The 19478-nt window shown below is 67.8% G+C and carries 17 protein-coding genes; 10 read left to right on the forward strand and 7 right to left on the reverse strand.

Annotated elements, in window-relative coordinates:
- The first annotated feature begins 9 nt into the window (after window positions 1-9).
- Window positions 10-1902: a 1-deoxy-D-xylulose-5-phosphate synthase gene (gene dxs / locus ACXJKM_RS00135; protein ID WP_457349480.1), complete on the forward strand. Its 1893-nt coding sequence runs from the start codon at window positions 10-12 to the stop codon at window positions 1900-1902.
- Here the strand turns inward: dxs and ACXJKM_RS00140 are convergent.
- Window positions 1853-2758, reverse strand: a complete 906-nt coding sequence (locus ACXJKM_RS00140; RefSeq protein WP_457349482.1) for a LysR family transcriptional regulator — start codon at window positions 2756-2758, stop codon at window positions 1853-1855. The two genes, dxs and ACXJKM_RS00140, sit on opposite strands and share 50 nt — an antisense overlap.
- A 70-nt stretch (window positions 2759-2828) precedes the next feature.
- Here ACXJKM_RS00140 and lysA point away from each other — a divergent pair, with 70 nt between their 5' ends.
- The 5 genes from lysA to ACXJKM_RS00165 all read left to right on the forward strand — a co-directional run bounded on the left by lysA (window position 2829) and on the right by ACXJKM_RS00165 (window position 8997).
- Entirely contained in the window at window positions 2829-4064 is a 1236-nt protein-coding gene (gene lysA, locus ACXJKM_RS00145) for a diaminopimelate decarboxylase (protein WP_457349484.1), read from the forward strand.
- 48 nt (window positions 4065-4112) lie between these two features.
- Entirely contained in the window at window positions 4113-5243 is a 1131-nt protein-coding gene (locus tag ACXJKM_RS00150; RefSeq protein WP_056198541.1) for an HD domain-containing phosphohydrolase, read from the forward strand.
- 272 nt (window positions 5244-5515) lie between these two features.
- Window positions 5516-6079: an alkyl hydroperoxide reductase subunit C gene (ahpC, locus tag ACXJKM_RS00155; protein WP_056198538.1), complete on the forward strand. Its 564-nt coding sequence runs from the start codon at window positions 5516-5518 to the stop codon at window positions 6077-6079.
- A 140-nt stretch (window positions 6080-6219) separates the two neighbouring features.
- Window positions 6220-7776: an alkyl hydroperoxide reductase subunit F gene (ahpF, locus tag ACXJKM_RS00160; RefSeq protein WP_457349486.1), complete on the forward strand. Its 1557-nt coding sequence runs from the start codon at window positions 6220-6222 to the stop codon at window positions 7774-7776.
- A 57-nt stretch (window positions 7777-7833) separates the two neighbouring features.
- On the forward strand, window positions 7834-8997 hold the full coding sequence (locus ACXJKM_RS00165) for a hypothetical protein (protein WP_457349488.1): 1164 nt from the start codon (window positions 7834-7836) through the stop codon (window positions 8995-8997).
- Here ACXJKM_RS00165 and rarD read toward each other — a convergent pair.
- Window positions 8927-9793 carry an EamA family transporter RarD gene (gene rarD / locus ACXJKM_RS00170; protein ID WP_457325236.1) on the reverse strand — a complete coding sequence of 289 codons (867 nt, stop codon included), beginning with the start codon at window positions 9791-9793 and terminating at the stop codon, window positions 8927-8929. The two genes, ACXJKM_RS00165 and rarD, sit on opposite strands and share 71 nt — an antisense overlap.
- 89 nt (window positions 9794-9882) lie before the next feature.
- Here rarD and ACXJKM_RS00175 point away from each other — a divergent pair, with 89 nt between their 5' ends.
- Entirely contained in the window at window positions 9883-10152 is a 270-nt protein-coding gene (locus ACXJKM_RS00175) for a MoaD/ThiS family protein (protein ID WP_056198526.1), read from the forward strand.
- A gap of 3 nt (window positions 10153-10155) precedes the next feature.
- Window positions 10156-11226 carry a WD40/YVTN/BNR-like repeat-containing protein gene (locus ACXJKM_RS00180; RefSeq protein ID WP_457349490.1) on the forward strand — a complete coding sequence of 357 codons (1071 nt, stop codon included), beginning with the start codon at window positions 10156-10158 and terminating at the stop codon, window positions 11224-11226.
- Here ACXJKM_RS00180 and ACXJKM_RS00185 read toward each other — a convergent pair whose 3' ends face one another.
- Window positions 11227-12093: an ADP-polyphosphate phosphotransferase gene (locus ACXJKM_RS00185; protein WP_457326030.1), complete on the reverse strand. Its 867-nt coding sequence runs from the start codon at window positions 12091-12093 to the stop codon at window positions 11227-11229. It lies immediately after the preceding gene.
- Between the two features lie 98 nt (window positions 12094-12191).
- On the opposite strand from ACXJKM_RS00185, the gene ACXJKM_RS00190 reads away from it, so the two are divergent.
- Window positions 12192-14123 (forward strand): CocE/NonD family hydrolase, encoded by a 1932-nt coding sequence (locus ACXJKM_RS00190; protein WP_457349492.1) that lies wholly within the window; start codon window positions 12192-12194, stop codon window positions 14121-14123.
- Window positions 14124-14176: 53 nt separating this feature from the next.
- A complete protein-coding gene (locus tag ACXJKM_RS00195; protein ID WP_457349494.1) occupies window positions 14177-14923 on the forward strand; it encodes a substrate-binding periplasmic protein in 747 nt (248 codons plus the stop codon).
- Between the two features lie 31 nt (window positions 14924-14954).
- Here the strand turns inward: ACXJKM_RS00195 and ACXJKM_RS00200 are convergent, their stop codons facing one another.
- The 4 genes from ACXJKM_RS00200 to ACXJKM_RS00215 all read right to left on the reverse strand — a co-directional run bounded on the left by ACXJKM_RS00200 (window position 14955) and on the right by ACXJKM_RS00215 (window position 19409).
- Window positions 14955-15953 (reverse strand): zinc-dependent alcohol dehydrogenase family protein, encoded by a 999-nt coding sequence (locus tag ACXJKM_RS00200; protein WP_457349496.1) that lies wholly within the window; start codon window positions 15951-15953, stop codon window positions 14955-14957.
- Window positions 15954-16033: 80 nt separating this feature from the next.
- A complete protein-coding gene (locus ACXJKM_RS00205; RefSeq protein WP_056198508.1) occupies window positions 16034-16738 on the reverse strand; it encodes a pseudouridine synthase in 705 nt (234 codons plus the stop codon).
- Complete coding sequence (locus ACXJKM_RS00210) at window positions 16735-17136, reverse strand: YchJ family protein (protein WP_457349498.1); 402 nt, start codon at window positions 17134-17136, stop codon at window positions 16735-16737. The genes ACXJKM_RS00205 and ACXJKM_RS00210 overlap by 4 nt, the downstream gene beginning before the upstream one ends.
- Window positions 17040-19409 (reverse strand): putative bifunctional diguanylate cyclase/phosphodiesterase, encoded by a 2370-nt coding sequence (locus tag ACXJKM_RS00215; RefSeq protein ID WP_457349500.1) that lies wholly within the window; start codon window positions 19407-19409, stop codon window positions 17040-17042. The genes ACXJKM_RS00210 and ACXJKM_RS00215 overlap by 97 nt, the downstream gene beginning before the upstream one ends.
- Window positions 19410-19478: the final 69 nt, after the last annotated feature.

Here is a 19478-nt window from a genome sequence, read left to right on the forward strand (position 1 = left end):
AGGACCGCCATGGAATACACGCTGCTCAAAGGCATCGACAGCCCGGCCGACCTGCGCCGCCTGCCGCGCACCGAACTGCGCAAGCTGGCCGACGAGGTGCGCGCCTTCGTGCTGGAGAGCGTCTCCAAGACTGGCGGCCACCTCGGCTCCAACCTTGGCACGGTCGAGCTGACCGTGGCCCTGCATTACGTGTTCAACACGCCGGACGACCGGCTGGTGTGGGACGTGGGCCATCAGACCTATCCGCACAAGGTGCTGACCGGCCGGCGTGACCGCATGCCGGGCCTGCGCCAGATCGGTGGCATCAGCGGCTTCCCGCGCCGTGACGAGAGCGAGTACGACACCTTTGGCACCGGCCATTCGTCGACCAGCATCTCCGCGGCCCACGGCATGGCCATGGCCTTCAAGCTCAGGGGCGAAGACCGCCGCGCCGTGGCCATCATCGGCGACGGCTCGATGACGGCGGGCATGGCCTTCGAGGCGCTGAACAACGCCGGCGTGGCCCATGGCGGCCTGATGGGCGACCTGCTCGTCATCCTGAACGACAACGACATGTCCATCAGCCCGCCGGTCGGTGCGCTGAACAAATACCTCGCGCGCCTGATGAGCGGCAGCTTCTACGCCGCCGCCCGCGAAAGCGCCAAGAGCGTGTTGAAGAACACGCCGCTCTACGAGTTCGCGCGCAAGTTCGAGGAGCACACCAAGGGCATGGTCGTGCCGGGCACCATCTTCGAGGAGTTCGGCTTCAACTATGTCGGCCCCATCGACGGACACGACCTGGACTCGCTGATCCCGACACTCGAGAACCTGCGCGAGAAGAAGGGCCCGCAGTTCCTGCACATCGTCACCAAGAAGGGTGCAGGCTACAAGCTGGCCGAGAACGACCCGGTCAAGTACCACGCGGCCTCCGGCAAGTTCGACCCGGCGGTGGGCTTCGTCAAACCGGCCACGCCGCCCAAGACGACCTTCACGCAGGTCTTTGGCGACTGGCTGTGCGACATGGCCGAAGCCGACCCGCGTCTGGTGGCCATCACGCCCGCGATGCGCGAGGGCTCGGGCATGGTCGAGTTCCACAAGCGCTTCCCGCAGCGCTATCACGACGTCGGCATTGCCGAGCAGCACTCGGTCACCTTCGCCGCGGGCCTGGCCTGCGAGGGCATCAAGCCCGTCGTCGCGATCTATTCGACCTTCCTGCAGCGCGCCTATGACCAGCTGATCCATGACGTCGCCATCCAGAACCTGCCCGTGCTGTTCGCGCTGGACCGCGCCGGCCTGGTGGGCGCTGACGGCGCCACGCATGCCGGCAACTACGACATCGCCTACACGCGCTGCATCCCGAACATGGCCGTGCTGACGCCGGCCGACGAGGACGAATGCCGCCAGGCGCTGTACACCGGCTTCATGCACAACGGGCCGGTGACGGTGCGCTACCCGCGCGGCGCGGGCGTTGGCGTCGTGCCTGTCAAAGCCATGACGGCCCAGGCCTGGGGCAAGGGTGAAGTGCGTCGGCAGGGCCAGCGCATCGCGATCCTGGCCTTTGGCACGCTGCTCTATCCCGCGTTGGAAGTGGCCGAGCGCCTGGACGCGACGGTCGCCAATATGCGCTTCGTCAAGCCGCTGGATGCTGAGCTCGTTGCCGAACTGGCGCGCACGCATGACGTCATCGTCACCGTCGAGGATGGCTGCATCATGGGCGGCGCCGGAAGCGCCGTCGTCGAGGCGTTGAACGCCGCCGGCCTCGGCGTGCCGGTGCTGCAGCTCGGCCTGCCCGACGAGTTCGTCGAGCACGGCGATCCGGCCAAGCTGATGAGCCTGTGTGGCCTGGACGCTGCCGGCATCGAGGCCAGCATCGTCAAGCGCTTCGGGACGAAGCCGACGGTGGTGCGCAGCGCAGCGCGCTGAGCAGGGCATCGACCAGCGGCTGCGCGGGTCGGTGCAATGGGATCAATGCGCTGACCCGGTAGGGAATCGACACCGCCAGCGGTCGCACGACCAAGCCTAAGCCGGCGCAGGCCGCCGCAGTCAGCGGATTGACGATAGCGGTACCCAGCCCCGAGCGGACCAGCTCGCAGACAGCCACTGCGCTGTGCGTCTGCACGCGCAGCCGGCGCTGGATGCCTGCCGCGTCGAAGCGCGCATCGATCTCGCGCCGGTAGGGATCGTCCTCGGCGAGGCTGATGAAGTTCTGGCCCTCGAAATCCTTCAGCGCCAGCCGCTTGCGCGACGCTAGTGCGTGGTCGGCCGGCAGCACGGCCACTTCGTCTGCCTCCAGCACCGGCTCGACACGCACGCCGGGCAGGGGTGTTGCCTGCTCGGCCAGACCAAGGTCAAAGCGCTGCTCGCTGATCCAGGCGTCCAGCAGCGGTGGCTCGGCTGGTGTGATGGACACGCGTGCCGACGGGTTGGCAGCGAGCAGTTGCTGGAGCGCGGCCGGCAGCAGCGCGTGGCTCAGCGCTGGAAGACTCAGCAGACTCAATTCCGCATCCTCCGAGCGCCCCAGCGCCTCGGCCCGCTCGATGACGCGCGCCAGGCCCTGGAAGCTGCGTTCCACCTCGTCGAACAAGGCGCGCGCCCGTGCCGTCGCCTTGAGCCGGCCGCGCTCGCGCTCGAAAAGGGCGTAGCCCAGCAACTGCTCCAGTCGGGCGAGATCGCGACTCAGCGTCGGTTGCGAGGTGTGCAGCAGCGCCGCGGCGCCGGTGACGCTGCCCGCCGTCATGACAGCGCGGAAGACTTCGATGTGGCGGTGCTGGATGTCCATATCAGGATTGAATTGTCGCTGCACAAATTTCAATTTGATTGAATAGACGCCGACGGGCATGCTTTGATCCATGACAAAGCCCCTGCCTGCCGCCCTGAACCCCGCCCGCCTGCAAGCTCTCGCCGCCGAGCACGGCACGCCGCTGTGGGTCTATGACGCCGCCACCATCCGCGAGCGCGCTGCGTCGCTGAAGCGCTTCGACGTCGTGCGCTTTGCGCAGAAGGCCTGCTCCAACATCCACGTCCTGAAGCTGCTGCGCGAGGCTGGCGTCAAGGTCGACTCGGTGTCGCGCGGCGAGATCCTGCGCGCGCTGGCGGCAGGCTACGAAGCTGGTGGTGACGAGATCGTCTTCACCGCCGACCTGTTGGACCACGCCACGCTGGCAACGGTTGTCGAGCACCGCATCCCTGTGAACGCCGGCTCCATCGACATGCTCGATCAGCTCGGCGCCGCTTCGCCCGGCCATGCTGTCTGGCTGCGCATCAACCCGGGCTTCGGCCATGGCCACAGCCACAAGACCAACACCGGCGGCGAGCACAGCAAGCACGGCATCTGGCATGCCGATCTGGGCGCCGCGCTGGCGGCCATCCGCCGCCATGGGCTCAAGCTGGTCGGCCTGCACATGCACATTGGTTCGGGCGTGGACTACGAGCATCTGGCCCAGGTCGGCCAGGCCATGGTCGGCCTGGTGCGCGAAACGGTCGCGGCCGGGCATGACCTGCACGCGATCTCGGCCGGCGGTGGCCTGTCGATTCCCTACCGCGATGGCGATGCGCGCATCGACGTGGCTCACTACTTCGGCCTGTGGGACGCCGCACGCCGCGAGGCCGAGGCGCTGGTGGGTCACGCGCTGAAGCTGGAGATCGAGCCTGGCCGCTACCTCGTCGCCGAAAGCGCCGTGCTTCTGGCCGAGGTGAGGGCAGTCAAGAACTCGGGCGCCAACCGCTTCGTCCTTGTCGACGCGGGCTTCAACGAGCTGATGCGCCCGGCCATGTACGGCGCCTTCCATGCCATGAGCCTGCTCGGCGCCAGCGGCCCCGAGCAGCCCACAGTCGTGGCCGGCCCGCTGTGCGAGTCCGGCGATGTGTTCACGCAAGGCCCCGGCGGCGAGGTGCTGACGCGCGACCTGCCTCTCGCCGTCGTCGGTGACCTGCTCGTCATCCACGACGCGGGTGCCTATGGCGCCTCCATGTCCAGCAACTACAACAGTCGGCCGCTGGCAGCCGAGGTGCTGGTCGACGGCGACAGCAACCGCCTGATCCGCCGTCGCCAGACTGTCGAGGAGCTGCTGGCGCTGGAAACCTGAGCGTTTCTCCGCTGCGGCGGCGCGTGCAAGTCCGGAGATCATCCGGCCATGAAACTCGTCCCCATCCAGCAGGTTGCCGGTCACATCAAGGCCGGGGCGCCCCTGCCTTTCGGGGTGCGTGATGCCGAGGGCAAGCTGCTGCTGGCCAAGGGCCAGCCGGTGCCCAACGAGCAGATGCGCGAGGCGCTGCTGAACCGCGGCGTGTTCGTCGACATGGAGGAAGTGCGCGACGCCTCGGCGCGTAGCAGCGATGGCGGTGCGGGCAGCGAGGACTTCTTCGGCCGCTGGGAGGCGATGCAGACGCGGTTGTCCGTACTGCTGCGCACGCCGCAGGAAACCCTCTTCCTGCCGCGTGTCAAGGAATGCGCCGGCCAGCTGATCGCCTGGACCGAGCGTTTCCCTGACCAACTGCTCTTCGTCGTCATCCAGCACGACCACAGCCGCCACGAGGTCTACGGCCTGGCCCATTTGCTGCACACGGCCGCTGTCGCCGCGCTGCTGGCGCGCCGCCTCTCATGGACGCCGGAGCGCCAGAAGAGCCTCGTTGGCGCCGCGCTGACGATGAATCTCTCCATCATCGACCTGCAGGGGCGCCTGGCCTCGCGCGGCGGCAAGCTGCTGCCACCCCAGCGCGCGGCCATCGACCGCCATCCTGACGAAGCCGTGGCCTGGCTGCGCAACGCCGGCCTGGACGATGCGCAATGGCTGGCTGCGGTGGCCCAGCACCATGAGCAGCCGGGCGGCGGTGGCTATCCGCAAGGCTTGGCCGAGCCCGACGAGGCGGCCCAGCTGCTGCGCCTCGTCGACATCTTCCTGGCCAAGCTTGCCAGCCGCGGCGGCCGCGCAGGCATGCCGGCACCGCAGGCGGCCAAGTCGCTCTACACCGGCAGCAATGGCCATCCCTTTGCAGCGCTGCTGGTCAAGGAGGTCGGCATGTTCCCGCCCGGCACCCTGGTCAAGCTCGCCAGCGGCGAGATCGCGGTGGCGGTGCGCCGCGGTACATCAGGCAACACTCCCATCGTCAGCGCCGTTATGAATCGTCATGGGGATGCCTTAGGCTCTCCCGTCAGGCGTGACACGGCGGTGGCCGAGCATGCGATCACGGGTCTGGTGGCCGCGCAGGTGCTGCGCGTGAAGCTCAGCCCGCACCAGCTCTACGACCGCCGCTACGAAGCCTGAAACGCTGCCCCTCGTCCAGACCAGTCCGGCTGGACGCGGGCTGGTCTGGTCGGTCCCCCGAGGGGACGGCGATGCTTGGCGGGTTGGCCGCCAAGCACATCGCCGGACCGGGCCGGCTTGGGAGCGGCCCGGCGCTCGGCCCGCCAGGCCGGGTGGGGCGGTGATCAATAGCCTGACTCAATAGCGCCGATTTGATAAATGTTTTCTACTGAAAACTCATCTTCGATATAGTTCTACCTATCCCATCAACCAGCGCCCTACGGAGCTTTCGAATGTCCCTGATCAACACCCAAGTCCAGCCTTTCAAGACCGAAGCCTTCCACAACGGCAAGTTCATCACCGTTAGCGACGAAACCCTGAAGGGCAAGTGGTCCGTGCTGATCTTCATGCCGGCCGCTTTCACGTTCAACTGCCCGACCGAAGTCGAAGACGCGGCCGACAGCTACGCCGAGTTCCAGAAGATGGGCGCCGAGGTCTACATCGTCACGACCGACACCCACTTCTCGCACAAGGTGTGGCACGAGACCTCGCCGGCCGTCGGCAAGGCCAAGTTCCCGCTGGTGGGCGACCCGACCCACACGCTGACCAATGCCTTCGGCGTGCACATCCCCGAAGAAGGCCTGGCACTGCGCGGCACCTTCGTCATCAACCCGGACGGCGTCATCAAGACCGCCGAGATCCACTCCAACGAGATCGCCCGTGACGTGTCGGAAACGCTGCGCAAGCTGAAGGCTGCCCAGTACACCGCCGCCCACCCCGGCCAGGTCTGCCCGGCCAAGTGGAAGGAAGGCGCTGCCACGATCGCCCCGAGCCTGGATCTCGTCGGCAAGATCTAAACAGCCATGCTGTTCGTCAGGAACCCGGGAGGGTTCCTGCCTTCTGCAGAACCAGACAGGTTCTGCTGAAAGGGCCTCCGGCATCGGGGACCCTTTCAGCAGTGGCCCGCCCCGCCACGCCTCACTGAAAGGACACCACCATGTTGGACGCCGCACTCAAGACCCAGCTCCAGGGCTACCTGGACCACGTCAAGGTCCCCTTCGAGATCATTGCTTCGCTGGACAACTCCAAGTCCAGCGACGAGATGCGCGAGCTGCTCGAAGAGATCGCCGGCATGCACGACAAGATCACGCTGCGTACCGACGGTGTCGACACCCGCACGCCGTCATTCCTGCTGCGCCGCACCGGCACAGAGCAATCGCTGCGCTTTGCCGCCATCCCGCTGGGCCATGAGTTCACGTCGTTGGTGCTCGCGCTGCTCTGGACCGGCGGTCATCCCCCGAAGGTCGAGCAGGCGCAGATCGACGCCGTCAAGGCGCTGGACCTGGATCTCGACTTCGAGATCTACATGAGCCTGACCTGCCACAACTGCCCGGACGTCGTGCAGGCGCTGTCGCTGATGGCCATCGTCAACCCGCGCATCCGCACCACCGTCATCGACGGTGGCCTGTTCCAGAGCGAGGTCGAGGCGCGCGACATCATGGCCGTGCCGGCCGTGTGGCTGAACGGCCAGCCTTTTGCCTCGGGCCGCATGTCGCTTGAGGAGATCGTCGCCAAGCTCGACACCGGTGCCGCCGTGCGCGACGCGAAGAAGCTGGATGCCGAGGAGCCCTACGACATGCTCATCATTGGCGGCGGCCCGGCAGGCGCTGCAGCGGCCGTGTACGCAGCGCGCAAGGGCATCCGCACCGGCGTCGCCGCCGAGCGCTTCGGCGGCCAGGTCAACGACACGCTGGGCATCGAGAACTACATCTCCGTCTCCGTGACCGACGGCCCCAAGTTCGCCGCCGCGCTGGAAGGCCACGTCAAGGACTACCAGGTCGACATCCACAACCTGCAGCGCGCCGAGAAGCTGACGCCGGCCGCGCAGCCGGGTGGCTACGTCGAAGTGGAACTGGCCAACGGCGCCAAGCTCAAGGGCAAGACCGTCATCCTGTCCACCGGCGCGCGCTGGCGCAACGTCGGCGTGCCCGGCGAAGCCGAGTACAAGAACAAGGGCGTGGCCTACTGCCCGCACTGCGACGGCCCGCTGTTCAAGGGCAAGCCGGTCGCCGTCATTGGCGGCGGCAACTCGGGAGTCGAGGCGGCCATCGATCTGGCTGGCATCGTCAAGCATGTGACGCTCGTCGAGTTCGGCGCCGAACTGCGTGCCGATGCGGTGCTGGTCAAGAAGCTGCAGAGCCTGCCCAACGTGACCATCATCGTGAACGCGCAGACGACGGAATTCACGGGTGGCAGCAACGGCAAGCTCGACGGCCTGAACTACACCGACCGCATCAGCGGCGAAAGCAAGCGTGTCGAAGTGGAAGGCTGCTTCGTGCAGATCGGCCTGGTGCCCAACACCGAGTGGCTGCGCGGCACGCTGGAGCTCAGCAAGCATGGCGAGATCATCGTGGACGCCAAGGGCGCCACCTCGCTGCCCGGCGTGTTCGCCGCCGGTGATGTGACGACCGTGCCCTTCAAGCAGATCATCATCGCCGCCGGCGATGGTGCGAAGGCGGCGCTGGGGGCCTTTGACTTCCTGATGCGCAGCTAACGCTGGCCCACCTAGACTTCCCTCCCAGCGCCCGGCAAGCGGCGCAAGGGAGGTCACATGAAGGGATGGGCGTTCTGGTTACCCCTGGCGTTGCAGCTGGGGCTGGTGGCTTGGCTTGGCTGGTTGGTGCACAGAGTGCGCCTCGGCAAGCAGAGGCAGGACGTCCTGCTGGACGAACTGGCGCCTGGAGAGGGATGTCGCTGGTTCCGCATTCAGGTGTCGCGGCCCGAGGCCTTCGCCCGGCGGCTGAAATGGTTGCCCTTCGAGGGCTCCGGCCTGTTGCTGGATACGGGTGATGCCGTGCGCGTCGTTGCCCATCTTTGGGATGGCGAGCGGCTAGATCGGCTCATGTCCAAGGCAGCGCTGCAGATCGAGTGGGCCGGCGGCAACGCCCTGAGTAACCCTGTCCACTGGCTCCGTTTGAAGGGCCGCGGTGACGAGCTGATGGTGGCCGCCGACGTGGGCATGAATGCCCATGCCTCGCGCGACGGCACGGCCGACCTGTTCCGGGCCCTGCTGCCCGGCAAGCCTTTGCCGCCGTTAGCGATGGGAGGCTTCGCGCTCGACAAGAACCGGGCCTCGGCGATCGCCACCGGCGTGCTGCTGGCGTTGTTGATATTCGCCGGTGTCGACGCCATGGCCAATGACCATGAACTGCTGTCCGAAACGCCGTTTGCCGTCGTACCGCTGTTTGGCGACCTGGCGGTCCTGCCGCTGATAGGCGTTCTGTTGGCGTTGCCTCTGTTTCCCGTCCTGCGTCGACATCATGTACCGATGGCCGAGTCGGCAGGGGTGACGTTCCTGATGATCATTGCCATGGCGATTGCCGCGGTTCCCTTCGCCAAGCGCCTGGACCAGACGCTGGCTCCCGCCGCCCAGTCCGCGGCCTATCGGCTGGTGGGCGCCACATCGCTGCAGCCCGTGCAGCCAGGCTTGCCAGCGCTGCAATTTCCGGAGCTGAAGGAATATTGGGCTCAGTTCGAGCGAGGCTCCGAGCACTCGTTCATGCTGGTTCATGGCCCGCTGGGCCTGTGGCAGCTCGACCGCGGTCCCCTGAACGAGAAGACGCGTGACTTCTATGCCAATGGGGCCAAGGCTTCGGCAAAGCCGGCTGCCTCGGCACCCATCGCGCCGGGAAACGAGCAGCTCGTCAAACCGCGCGCGGACGCCACGCCAGCCGCAAGCCATCCAGCGAGTACAGAGCCAACGCCGCCCAGATGAAGCCGAAGGCGATGAGGCGGCTCGCGTCCATGGGCTCGTGGAACAGGAACACCCCCAGCAGGAACTGCAGCGACGGCGACACGTACTGAACAACGCCCAGCGTCGCCAGCGGGAGGCGCCGTGCGCCGGCCGCGAACAGCAACAGGCTGCCGGCCGTGACCGGGCCGGTGCCGATCAGCCAGGCCCAGTCCACGGCCGTCTGGCCAGCCATGCTGCCGTCCTGTGACCACCAGATCAGCCCACCCGCGGCCAGCGGCGCGAGGATGAGGGTCTCCAGCGTCAGGCCTTCGATGGCACCCAGCTTTGCCGTCTTGCGCATCAGGCCATAGAGACCAAAGCTCACCGCCAGCACCAGAGCCACCCAGGGCAGCTTGCCGCCGGCCACCGTCAGCCACAGCACGCCAAAGGCCGCCAACCCCACGGCCAGCCACTGGATGGGCCGCGGCCGTTCGTGCAGCACCGCAAAGCCCAGCGCGACGTTGACCAGCGGGTTGATGAAGTAGCCCAGGCTGGCGTCGATGACATGGCCATGGCCGACGGCCCAGACATAGGTCAGCCAGTTGATGGCGATCAGCGTGGCCGACAGTGCAAAGCGCCGCCAGGTCGCCGCGCTGACGTCCTTCAGCCAGGACAGATTGCGCGTCACCAGCAGCACGACGGCCACGAAGGCCAGCGACCACAACGTGCGGTGGGCCACGATCTGCAGCGCGGGGATGGAAGCGATCTGGCGGAAGTAGAGCGGGAACAACCCCCAGCTCAGATAGGCGCCGAGGGCGAAGAGGACACCGGAATTCATCGGCCGCATTCTGTCCGTGCGGGTAAGCCCGGGGATATTTGAGGGATACGAGGTCGTCGAATTCGATGGCCGTCGTTCGTCGTGCATCCATGGCCCTTGTCGAATTCACCCCCCAACTGCGCCGCTTCGTGGACGCGCCTTCCTGCCAATGCGAGGCGTCCACGCTGGGCGAAGCCCTGCATGCCGCCTTTGCCGAGCAGCCGCGGCTGCGGGGCTACATCCTCGACGAGCAGGGCCATCTGCGCGTCAACGTGGTCGTCTTCATCGACGGCAAACGGGCGCGCGACCTGCGCGGCCTGAGCGACCCGCTGCGGTCGGACAGTCGCATCCATGTCCTGCAAGCACTCTCTGGAGGTTGAACCATGACTGACCGCGCCTGGGCCGCGACCCGCAAAGGCCTTTTCGAGCTGCGCCGCCGTGGCAGCACCTGGCATATCGAGAACCTCAGCTTCGTGGCCGACCCGGTCACCATGCTGCTGCCGCCCGACGCCTCGGGCTTCATGCTGGCAGGGCTCAACCTGGGCCACTTCGGCGCCAAGCTGCAGGCGAGCGACGACGCCGGCAAGACATGGCACGAGGTGTCGGCGCCGAGCTTCCCGGCGCAGCCCGAGGGCGCCGAAGGGCCGGCCTGGAAGCTGGAACAGGTGTTCTCGCTGGAACGCTCGGGCGACGTGATCTGGTGCGGCAGCATTCCCGGCGGGCTGTTCGTCAGCCGCGACCGCGGCGAGAGCTGGCAGCTCAGCGAAGCTTTGTGGATGGACCCGCGCCGCCTGCAGTGGATGGGCGGCGGCAACCCGGCGCCGGCCTTGCACTCGATCTGCCCGCATCCATCGAACGCCGACGAGCTGCTGGTGGGCGTGTCCTGCGGCGGCGCCTGGCGCACCACCGATGGCGGCAGCAGCTGGGGCTTGCGCGCCAAGGGTATGCGGGCCGACTTCATGCCGCCCGAACTGGCCGGCGACGAGAACTCGCAGGACCCGCACCTGATCACCCGCTGCCGTGCCGAGCCCGATGTGCTCTGGTGCCAGCACCACTGCGGCATCTTCCGCAGCAGCGACAACGGCGCGACCTGGGAAGAGCTGCAGGCCCAGCCGTCGAGCTTTGGGTTTGCCGTCGCCGCGCATCCGGCCGACTCGCAGACGGCCTGGTTCGTGCCCGCGGTCAAGGACGAACGCCGCATCCCGGTGGATGGAGCTTTGTGCGTGACCCGCACCCGCGACGGCGGCAAGAGCTTTGACGTGTTGCGTGCCGGCCTGCCGCAGCAGCATTGCTACGACCTGATCTACCGCCACGGCCTGGCGGTGGACGACGCGGGTGAGCAGTTGATGATGGGCTCGACGACCGGCGGCCTGTGGGCGAGCGGCGACGCGGGCGACAGCTGGCAGGCCGTGTCGGCCCACCTGCCGCCCGTCTACGCCGTCAAGTTCGGCTGATCACGCCTTCAGCCGCTTGCGGATCGCCGCCAGCTCGACGGCGTCGAGGGTGGGCTCGGGGTAGCTCATCTTCAGCGCCGTGAGCGTGTCGACAATGACCTGGGACACGATCAGGCGTGCGTTGCGCTTGTCGTCCGCCGGCACGACATGCCAGGGCGCCTCTTCGCTGCTGGTCGCGCCCAACGCTTCGCCGTAGGCCTGCATGTATTTGGGCCAGAGCTCGCGCTCGGCCATGTCGTCGGCGGTGAACTTCCAGTTCTTGGCTGGGTCTTCCAGCCGCGCCAGGAAGCGCTGGCGCTGTTCCTCCTTGGACAGGTGCAGGAAGAACTTCAGCACCCGCGTGCCGTTGCGGTGCAGGTGCTGCTCCAGGTTGTTGATGGAGGCATAACGATCCGACCAGATCGCCGGCGCACGCGTCGTCTCCTTGGGCAGGGACTGGGCCTTCAGGATCTCCGGGTGCACGCGCACGATCAACACCTCCTCGTAGTAGGAGCGGTTGAAGATGCCGATGCGCCCGCGCTCGGGCAGGCACTGCGTGGTGCGCCACAGGAAGTCGTGATCCAGCTCCTGGGCGCTGGGATGCTTGAAGCTGAACACCTGGCAGCCCTGCGGGTTCACGCCCGACATCACATGCTTGATGACGCCGTCCTTGCCCGCCGCGTCCATGGCCTGGAAGACCAGCAGCAGCGAGTAGCGGTTGTGCGCATACAGCAGGTTCTGCAACTCGCTGAGCCGCTCGACCTGGGCGCCCAGCCGCTGTTCGTAGTCGCCCTTGTCGCTGTACAGCGGGTCGACGGCCGTGGCCCAGTGCTTGAGCTTGACCTTCTGGCCCGACGCGACCCGGTAGGTGTTCGTGTCAATCTTCATGGCGGAGCCTCCCGCAGCTGGCGATCCGCCAGCCTAACGCCGCCGTCCATCCGGTCGGTGTCAGACTTCGCCCCTCCTTCAACCCGCCGTTGCCGACGATGCTGCTGTTGCGCGCCTCCTTCCTGTTGCTGCTGGGCCTGACCGGCCTGGCGGTCCAAGCCGCCGACGAGGAGAACAAGCCGCCGGCCTACGAGCCGCGCGAGCACTACACCAAGTACGAGTACCGCGTGCCGGTGCGCGACGGCAGGAAGCTCTTCACCGCCGTCTATGTGCCCAAGGACCAGAGCCGGCGCTACCCCTTCCTGATGGTGCGCACGCCTTATGGCTGCGGGCCCTACGGCGTGGACCGCGATGGCATCAAGGGCCTCGCGCCGAACGAGGAGTTCCTGAAGGCCGGCTACATCTTTGTCTGCCAGGACGTGCGCGGCCGCAACATGTCGGAAGGCGAGTTCATCGAGATGACGCCGCACAAGCCCGTCAAGAAGAGCGTGGCTGACGTCGATGAAAGCTCTGACACCCACGACAGCGTGCAGTGGCTGCTGGACCGCATTTCCGGCAACAACGGCCGCGTCGGCCTCTGGGGCGTGTCCTACCCGGGCTTCTACACCTCGGCCTCCATCATCGACTCGCATCCGGCCATCAAGGCCGCGTCGCCGCAGGCGCCCATTGCCGACCTCTTCAAGGGCGACGACAGCTATCACGGTGGGGCCTTCATGCTGGCGGCCAACTTCGGCTTCTACACCGGCTTCAAGCCGCAGCAGGCACCGGTGCCGCCGCCCAAGCAATGGCCGCAGTTCGACTGGGGCACGCTGGACGGCTACGAGTTCTACCTGCAGCACGGCAACCTCGACGCGCTGGCGCAGCGGCTGGCCAAGGATGGCGGCCCCAACCCCTACTTCGACGTGCAGATCGAGCATGACCGCTACGACGAGTTCTGGAAGTCCCGCGCCATCACGCCGCATCTGAAGAACATCCGCGCCGCCGTGTTGACGGTGGGCGGCTGGTTCGACGCCGAGGACCTGGCCGGCCCGCTGGCCACCTTCCGCGCGATCGCCGGGCAAAGCCCCGCCACCGACAACCGCCTCGTCATGGGCCCCTGGGTGCATGGCGGCTGGGTCGGCGCGCCGGGGCGGCAGCTGGGCCGCGTGCAGTTCCAGCAGCCCACCGCCGAGCAGTTCCAGAAGGAGGTGCTGCTGCCCTTCTTCGAGCAGCATCTGCGAGAGGTCGCCCCCAAGGCACCCATTGCGAAGGCCACCGTCTTCGAGACCGGCACCAACGTCTGGCGCCGCTACGACGCCTGGCCGCCCAGGCAAGCGCAGGCCCGCACCCTCTACTTCGCACCCGGCGGCAAGCTCAGCTTTGCGCCGCCCGACGCGACCGAGCCCGCTTTCGATGCCTGGGTCAGTGACCCCAACAAGCCCGTGCCCTACATCGGCTATGCGAGCTTGGGCGTGCCGCAGGAATACATGGTCAGCGACCAGCGCTTTGCGGCCACCCGGCCGGACGTGCTGACCTTCCGCAGCGACGTGCTGGAGGAGGACATCACCATCGTCGGCCCCATCGTCGCGCGCCTGTTCGCCTCGACGACGGGCAGCGACGCCGACTGGGTCGTCAAGCTCATCGACGTCTACCCCGCCGAACTGGAGGAGGAGGCCGCGAAGAAGCGCAAGCCGCGCACCGAGGACGTCGAACCGCCCGAGGCACCGCTCGGTGGCTACCAGCAGCTGGTGCGCGGCGACCCGTTGCGCGGGCGCTTTCGCAACAGCTTCGAGGCGCCCGAGGCCATGGTGCCGGGCCGCGTCGAAGAGCTGCGCGTCGGCCTGCAGGACATCAACCACAGCTTTCGCCGCGGCCACCGCATCATGGTGCAGGTTCAGAGCAGCTGGTTCCCGCTCATCGACCGCAACCCGCAGACCTTCGTGCCCATCCGCAGCGCGAAGCCCGAGGACTTCCAGGCCGCGACGCAGAAGCTCTACCGCTGGCGCGGCCAGGCCTCGGGGCTGGACGTCAGGGTGCTGGAGCCGCGTTGATGCCACCGTGCGGGACTATCCTCGGTCGATAGCCGCCAAGGACCAGGGCCGAGATGTTCCGACGACTGCTGCTTGCGCTGATGCTGTTCACGCCGCTGCTGGCCCAGGCGGCCTGCACGCGGCCGTTGCGCGTGCCCTTTGAGGACTGGCGGCCCTATTCCTTCATGGCCGACGGCCATCACACCGGCCTGGAGACCGAGTTGCTGGCCGCCGTGGCCAAGGAGGCCGGCTGCCGTGTCAGCTATGTGCGCGAAGTGCCGCGCAACCGCCGCCTGCCCATGCTGCTCGCCGGCCAACTCGATGTGCTGATCGCTGCGACGCCGCGCTCTGACGCCGCCTGGTACACGCGGCCCTATCGCGACGAGGTGCTGGGCGTGTTCATGCGTGCCGACGAGGCCCGCATGGACGTGCATTCGCTGGATGAACTGCTGCGCGCCAACCTGCGCCTCGTCACCCACCGCGGGCCGGCCCTGGTGCCCATCATCAACGACTTCAAGGCCCATGGCCTGCTGACCTGGTTCGAGGAGTACGCCAAGGGCGTGCAGCTGATGCAGATCGGCCGCGGCGACGTGCTGCTCGGTGACAGCGTCGCCATCGCCTTTGCCGCGCGTGCCGCCGACGTGCCTCTCATCGAGCTGCCCATCCACCTGCTGCGCGACCCCGTCACCTACAAGCTCAGCCGCAGGTCGCTGACCGAGGCCGATCTGCGCGCCTTCAACCAGGCCATCCAACGCCTGGAGTCGCGTGGTGAGCTGCAGCGCATCCGCGCGCGCTGGCTGGGCTCGGTGCCCAGGCGCTAGAGGACGGTGTCCGCCGCGGCTCAGTGGGAACTCAATGCCTGGGCACGACAAGGATCTTGCCGTCGCGCTCGCCGGTTGCGGCCGCGGCAATCGCCTCCTTGATTTGCTCGACGGGATAGGTCGCGTGGATGCGCGCCTTCAGCTGGCCGGTGGCGATCAGCTTGGTCAGCTCGCCATAAAGCGCCATCTGCGCCTCGCGTGACGCAACACGGAACCACTTGGCCAGCCAGAAGCCCCGCAGCGTCAGGTCGTTGAAGACGAAGGACTGCGGCGACACCACGCAAGGCTCGCCGCTCATCAGCCCGTAATTGACGACGGTGCCGCCCTCGGCGACGCAACTCGCCAGCCGGTTGGTCGCCTTGCCGCCGACGGCGTCGATGCCCAGGCGGATAGGCGCGCCCGACACGGCCTCCTTGACGCGCTTGGCCAGGTCGTCGCCATCCACCAGCACCACATCGCCGCCGTCCGCCTTCACGACCGCTGCCGCGCCCTCGCGCCGCACGATATTGACGGTGCGCAGCCCGCGCAGCTTGGCGAGCTGTGTGAGATAGCCGCCCACGCCCGAGTTGGCGACGTTCTGGATGACCCAGTCGCCGGGCTGCAGCGTGACGAACTCCGACAGCATCAGCGAGGCCGTGGCCGGGTTGACGGTCAGCATGGACAACTGCTGCGCATCGGCGCCAGCGGGCAGGGGCACCAGGCGCTTGGCGTCGGTGACGAGATGGCTGGCCCAGGTGCCGCTGCCGGCGGGCAGCAGAACCGTCTGGCCTGCAGTCAGATGAGTCACACCCTCGCCGACGGCCACGACGCGGCCCACGCCCTCGCTGCCGCCCACAGCCGGCAGCGGCGGCAGGATGCCGTAGCCGCCGGTCAGCATCAGCACGTCCGACGGGTTGATGGGTGCGGCCAGCACGGCAACCAGAGCCTGGCCCGCGCCGGGCGCGGGCGGCTCGAAGGGTAAGGCCCCGATGACGTCCTGCGGCACCGGCCCGCGTTGTTCGTATTGCGCCTTGATGCCCTGGATCGTCATGCCGGTCTCCTGCTATTGGATGGAACGGTCGATTCTGAGCCCGCCCGGGGCGTCGTGGCATCGCCGACGCGACAGGGGCTTCAACCTGTCCAGTCCCTGTCAATACCGGGCCAGGTGGCGCCCGGCTGTGCCAGCAGTTGCAGAGGCGATCCAGTGACCGGGTGAACCAGAGTCAGCTCGCGCGCATGCAGCCACAGCCGCTGTGTGCCCAGGAATGCTGCGACAGCTCGATTGAGCGGCCCCTTGCCATGCGTCGCATCGCCGAGGATGGGATGGGCGATGTGCTTCAGATGGCGGCGGATCTGATGGCGGCGGCCTTGCAACGGTTCGGCTTCGAGCAGGGCGACGCGGGTGGTGGGGAAGCGCGGGTCGGTGGCCAGTGCCCACTCGATGCGCTCCAGCACGCGCCAGCGGGTCTGCGCCGCCAGCATCGTCTGCCCCGCCGACGGCTGCTCAGGGTCGCGCGCCAGCGGATGGTCGATGAGGCCGGCGTCTTCCTGCGGCCAGCCACGTGCAAGCGCGAGGTAGCTCTTTTGCATCAGCCCCTGCTCGAACATCGCGCCGAGCAGCGAAGCAACCTCTGTTGACAGCGCAAACAGCAGCACGCCCGAGGTGCCGCGGTCCAGGCGATGCACGGGCCAGACGGTGCGGCCGAGCTGGTCGCGCAGCAGCTGCAGCGCGGCCTCATCCTCGTGGGCCGCGAGCTGGGTGCGGTGCACCAGCAGGCCGGCCGGCTTGTCGATGGCGACCAGGTGCTCGTCCTGATAAAGCAGGGTCAGAGTCAATTTTTCAAGTCGCCATCGACGTAGAACCACTCGCCGTTCTCGCGCACGAAGCGGCTGACTTCATGCAGCCGATGCGCCCGGCCTCCGAGCTTGCTGCGTGCGACGAACTCGACGCTGCCGTGGTCGGCGTCCTGCATCGCGGCACGCTTCACGTCCAGGCCCAGCCATTTCAGCCCCGGCTCGGGCGCCTCCAACTCGGCAGGGCGCGTGCTTGCATGCCAGCTCGCCAGCAGATAGTCGCGCAGGTCCAGCACGAAGGCCGAGTAGCGCGAGCGCATCAGCGCCTCGGGCGTGGCTGCGGTCAGGCCCTGGCCAGCCGCAAAGGCCTCGTGCAGGGCGCCGCAGCAGTCGGCATAGGCGGCACGGCGACCGCAGGGGCAGGGCATGGAGGTTTCCATGCCGGCACTCTAGCGGGGGCATCAGCGGCCGAGCGGCCGTCGGGAAAAGACTCGATGAGCCTTGGCAAAGGCAGGGGCCGGCCGAGCAGATAGCCCTGGCCAAAGGCGCAGCCGCATTGGCCCAGCACTTCGAGCTGGTCTGCGTTCTCGATGCCCTCGGCAATGACCTCAAGCTGCAGGTGCCGGCCGAGGTCGACGATGGTCTGGGCAATGGCGCGGTCACGCTCGCCCGTGGCCAGGTCGCGCACGAAGCTGCGGTCGATCTTCAGCGAGCTGATGGGCAGGCTTTTCAACATGGCCAGCGACGAATGGCCCATGCCGAAGTCGTCCAGCGAGATCTCGAAGCCGATCTCGCGCAGCTGGTGCATGACGCGCCTGACCTGCTCGGGCTGGCGCATCAGCATGCCCTCGGTGAGCTCCAGCACCACCTGCGAGGCCGGCACTTCGAGCCCGGTCGACATGGCGCCGAGCATCTCGGGCAGGGCGCTGCTCGTGAACTCGGACGCCGCCATGTTGACGTGGACCTTGAGCTTCTGCAGTGCGCTGCCCTTGAGAGAGGCCAGGTCGCGCAGGGCCTGGCCCAGCACCCAGCGGCCGATGTCGACGATAAGGTCGCTCTGCTCGGCGATCGGAATGAACACGTCCGGCGGCACCGTCGTGCCATCGGGCTTGTGCCAGCGGATCAGCGCCTCCGCGCCATGCAGGGCGCCCGTGGCGATGTCGACGATGGGCTGGTAGACCAGGCGCAGCTGCCCGGCCTGGAGCGCCTCGTGCAGTTCGGTCTCGATGGACAGGCGCTGGGCCAGCTTGGCGCGCTGCTGGGCCAGGGTGTCGGGGCTGCTGGTCGAGAAGACATTGCTGCCGTTGCGGCCGTTCTGCTTGACGCGGTACATGGCCGCGTCGGCGCTGCGCAGCAGCTCGGGGCCGGTCTGGCCGTTCTCGGGAAAGCGGCTGACGCCAATGCTGGCCGACACGGTCAGCGCCACACCCTCGTAGCTGATGGGGCGGCTGGCGGCGGCAAGCACGGCATCGGCCAGGGCCGCCAGCGCCTGCTCGTCGCCGCTGTCAGGCACCAGCACCGCAAACTCGTCGCCGCCCAGGCGGCCGACGCGGGCCGGCGGCGGCGCCAGCTCGCGCAGCCGCTGCGCAAATGCCTGCAGCACCGCATTGCCGGCCTCGTGCCCGAAGGCGTCGTTGATGGGCTTGAAACGGTCGAGGTCGATGAACATCAGCGCGAAGCGCCGGCCCTTGCGGTGGCTCAACGCGCAATGGCGGTTCAGCTGGGCGTAGAAGTGGGCGCGGTTGTCCAGCTCGGTCATCTCGTCGATCTGGGCCAGGCGGTGGATGACGGCCTCGGTCTCCAGGCGTTGGGCGGTCTGGGCGATCAGCGCGCCGATGGTGGCCGAGACCTTGGGCAGCTGGGCCTCGGGCTGGCGGGCCAGGCTGCTGTAGAACTCCAGCACGCCGGGGCGGTGGCGTTCGCCGTTGTCCGACACATAGGTGACCGGGAACACATAGCCCGACCACAGCCCGCACATCTGCGCGCTGCCACGGCGCAGGAAGCGCGGGTCGGTGCTCATGTCCTCCACCCACTCGGCGCTGCCCGTGGCCCAGACACGGCCGACCAGGCCCTCGCCGGGCGCCATCTTCAGTGTCGAGCTCACCGCGCTGAATTGTTCGAGCCGGGCGTCGGGTTGGTGCCAGAAGTGCCGGCAATGCAGGCGGCCGCCGCCGTCCTCCATGTTCCAGTAGGCGCCCCACTCCCAGCCGAGGTTGCGGCAGATCAGCTGGATGACGTTGCTGATCGCATCCTCCAGCGTGTGGGTGCCGATCAGGTATTCGGTCAACGCATAGCCCAGGCGCTCGCGCACGGCCGCGTGGGTGAGGGCGGTCACGTCCTGCAGCAGGCCGTGGCGCCAGCGCGGCCGCGCCGGGTCGGGGGGCAGTGGCGTCACGCGCAGCCAGCGCAGGCCGCGGGCCAGGCCGATGACGCGGATGTCCAGTGGGAGCTGGGGCTGGGCGCCGGTCCAGAGCCGGATCAATTCCGGCAGATCGTCCTCGACGACATGGCCCAGGCAGACGCCCAGGCCGCTGGCCGAGCGGGTCGGCATTTCCAGGTATTCGGCCGCCGTGGGTGACAGATGGGTGATGCCGGTCTGCGGGTCGTACCACCATTGGCCGAAGCCGGCGGCCTGTTCCAGGTGCTGAGGGCAGGCGGCAACGGGTGCGGGAAGTTGTCGCGGCGGCCCGAACTGCGTGGATGCGGCCGGCATGCTGACTTCCCGATTGCTTGTCATGGGCGGTCACAGCGCAAATCGCATGCCAGCACGGGACCGGTCCGG

The sequence above is a fragment of the Roseateles sp. P5_D6 genome, assembly GCF_054049415.1.

Coding starts and splice junctions, on each gene's coding strand:
- dxs (WP_457349480.1), top strand. CDS start 10: ATGGAATACACGCTGCTCAAAGGCATCGACAGCCCGGCCGACCTGCGC.
- ACXJKM_RS00140 (WP_457349482.1), bottom strand. CDS start 2,758: ATGGACATCCAGCACCGCCACATCGAAGTCTTCCGCGCTGTCATGACG.
- lysA (WP_457349484.1), top strand. CDS start 2,829: ATGACAAAGCCCCTGCCTGCCGCCCTGAACCCCGCCCGCCTGCAAGCT.
- ACXJKM_RS00150 (WP_056198541.1), top strand. CDS start 4,113: ATGAAACTCGTCCCCATCCAGCAGGTTGCCGGTCACATCAAGGCCGGG.
- ahpC (WP_056198538.1), top strand. CDS start 5,516: ATGTCCCTGATCAACACCCAAGTCCAGCCTTTCAAGACCGAAGCCTTC.
- ahpF (WP_457349486.1), top strand. CDS start 6,220: ATGTTGGACGCCGCACTCAAGACCCAGCTCCAGGGCTACCTGGACCAC.
- ACXJKM_RS00165 (WP_457349488.1), top strand. CDS start 7,834: ATGAAGGGATGGGCGTTCTGGTTACCCCTGGCGTTGCAGCTGGGGCTG.
- rarD (WP_457325236.1), bottom strand. CDS start 9,793: ATGAATTCCGGTGTCCTCTTCGCCCTCGGCGCCTATCTGAGCTGGGGG.
- ACXJKM_RS00175 (WP_056198526.1), top strand. CDS start 9,883: ATGGCCCTTGTCGAATTCACCCCCCAACTGCGCCGCTTCGTGGACGCG.
- ACXJKM_RS00180 (WP_457349490.1), top strand. CDS start 10,156: ATGACTGACCGCGCCTGGGCCGCGACCCGCAAAGGCCTTTTCGAGCTG.
- ACXJKM_RS00185 (WP_457326030.1), bottom strand. CDS start 12,093: ATGAAGATTGACACGAACACCTACCGGGTCGCGTCGGGCCAGAAGGTC.
- ACXJKM_RS00190 (WP_457349492.1), top strand. CDS start 12,192: ATGCTGCTGTTGCGCGCCTCCTTCCTGTTGCTGCTGGGCCTGACCGGC.
- ACXJKM_RS00195 (WP_457349494.1), top strand. CDS start 14,177: ATGTTCCGACGACTGCTGCTTGCGCTGATGCTGTTCACGCCGCTGCTG.
- ACXJKM_RS00200 (WP_457349496.1), bottom strand. CDS start 15,953: ATGACGATCCAGGGCATCAAGGCGCAATACGAACAACGCGGGCCGGTG.
- ACXJKM_RS00210 (WP_457349498.1), bottom strand. CDS start 17,136: ATGGAAACCTCCATGCCCTGCCCCTGCGGTCGCCGTGCCGCCTATGCC.
- ACXJKM_RS00215 (WP_457349500.1), bottom strand. CDS start 19,409: ATGCCGGCCGCATCCACGCAGTTCGGGCCGCCGCGACAACTTCCCGCA.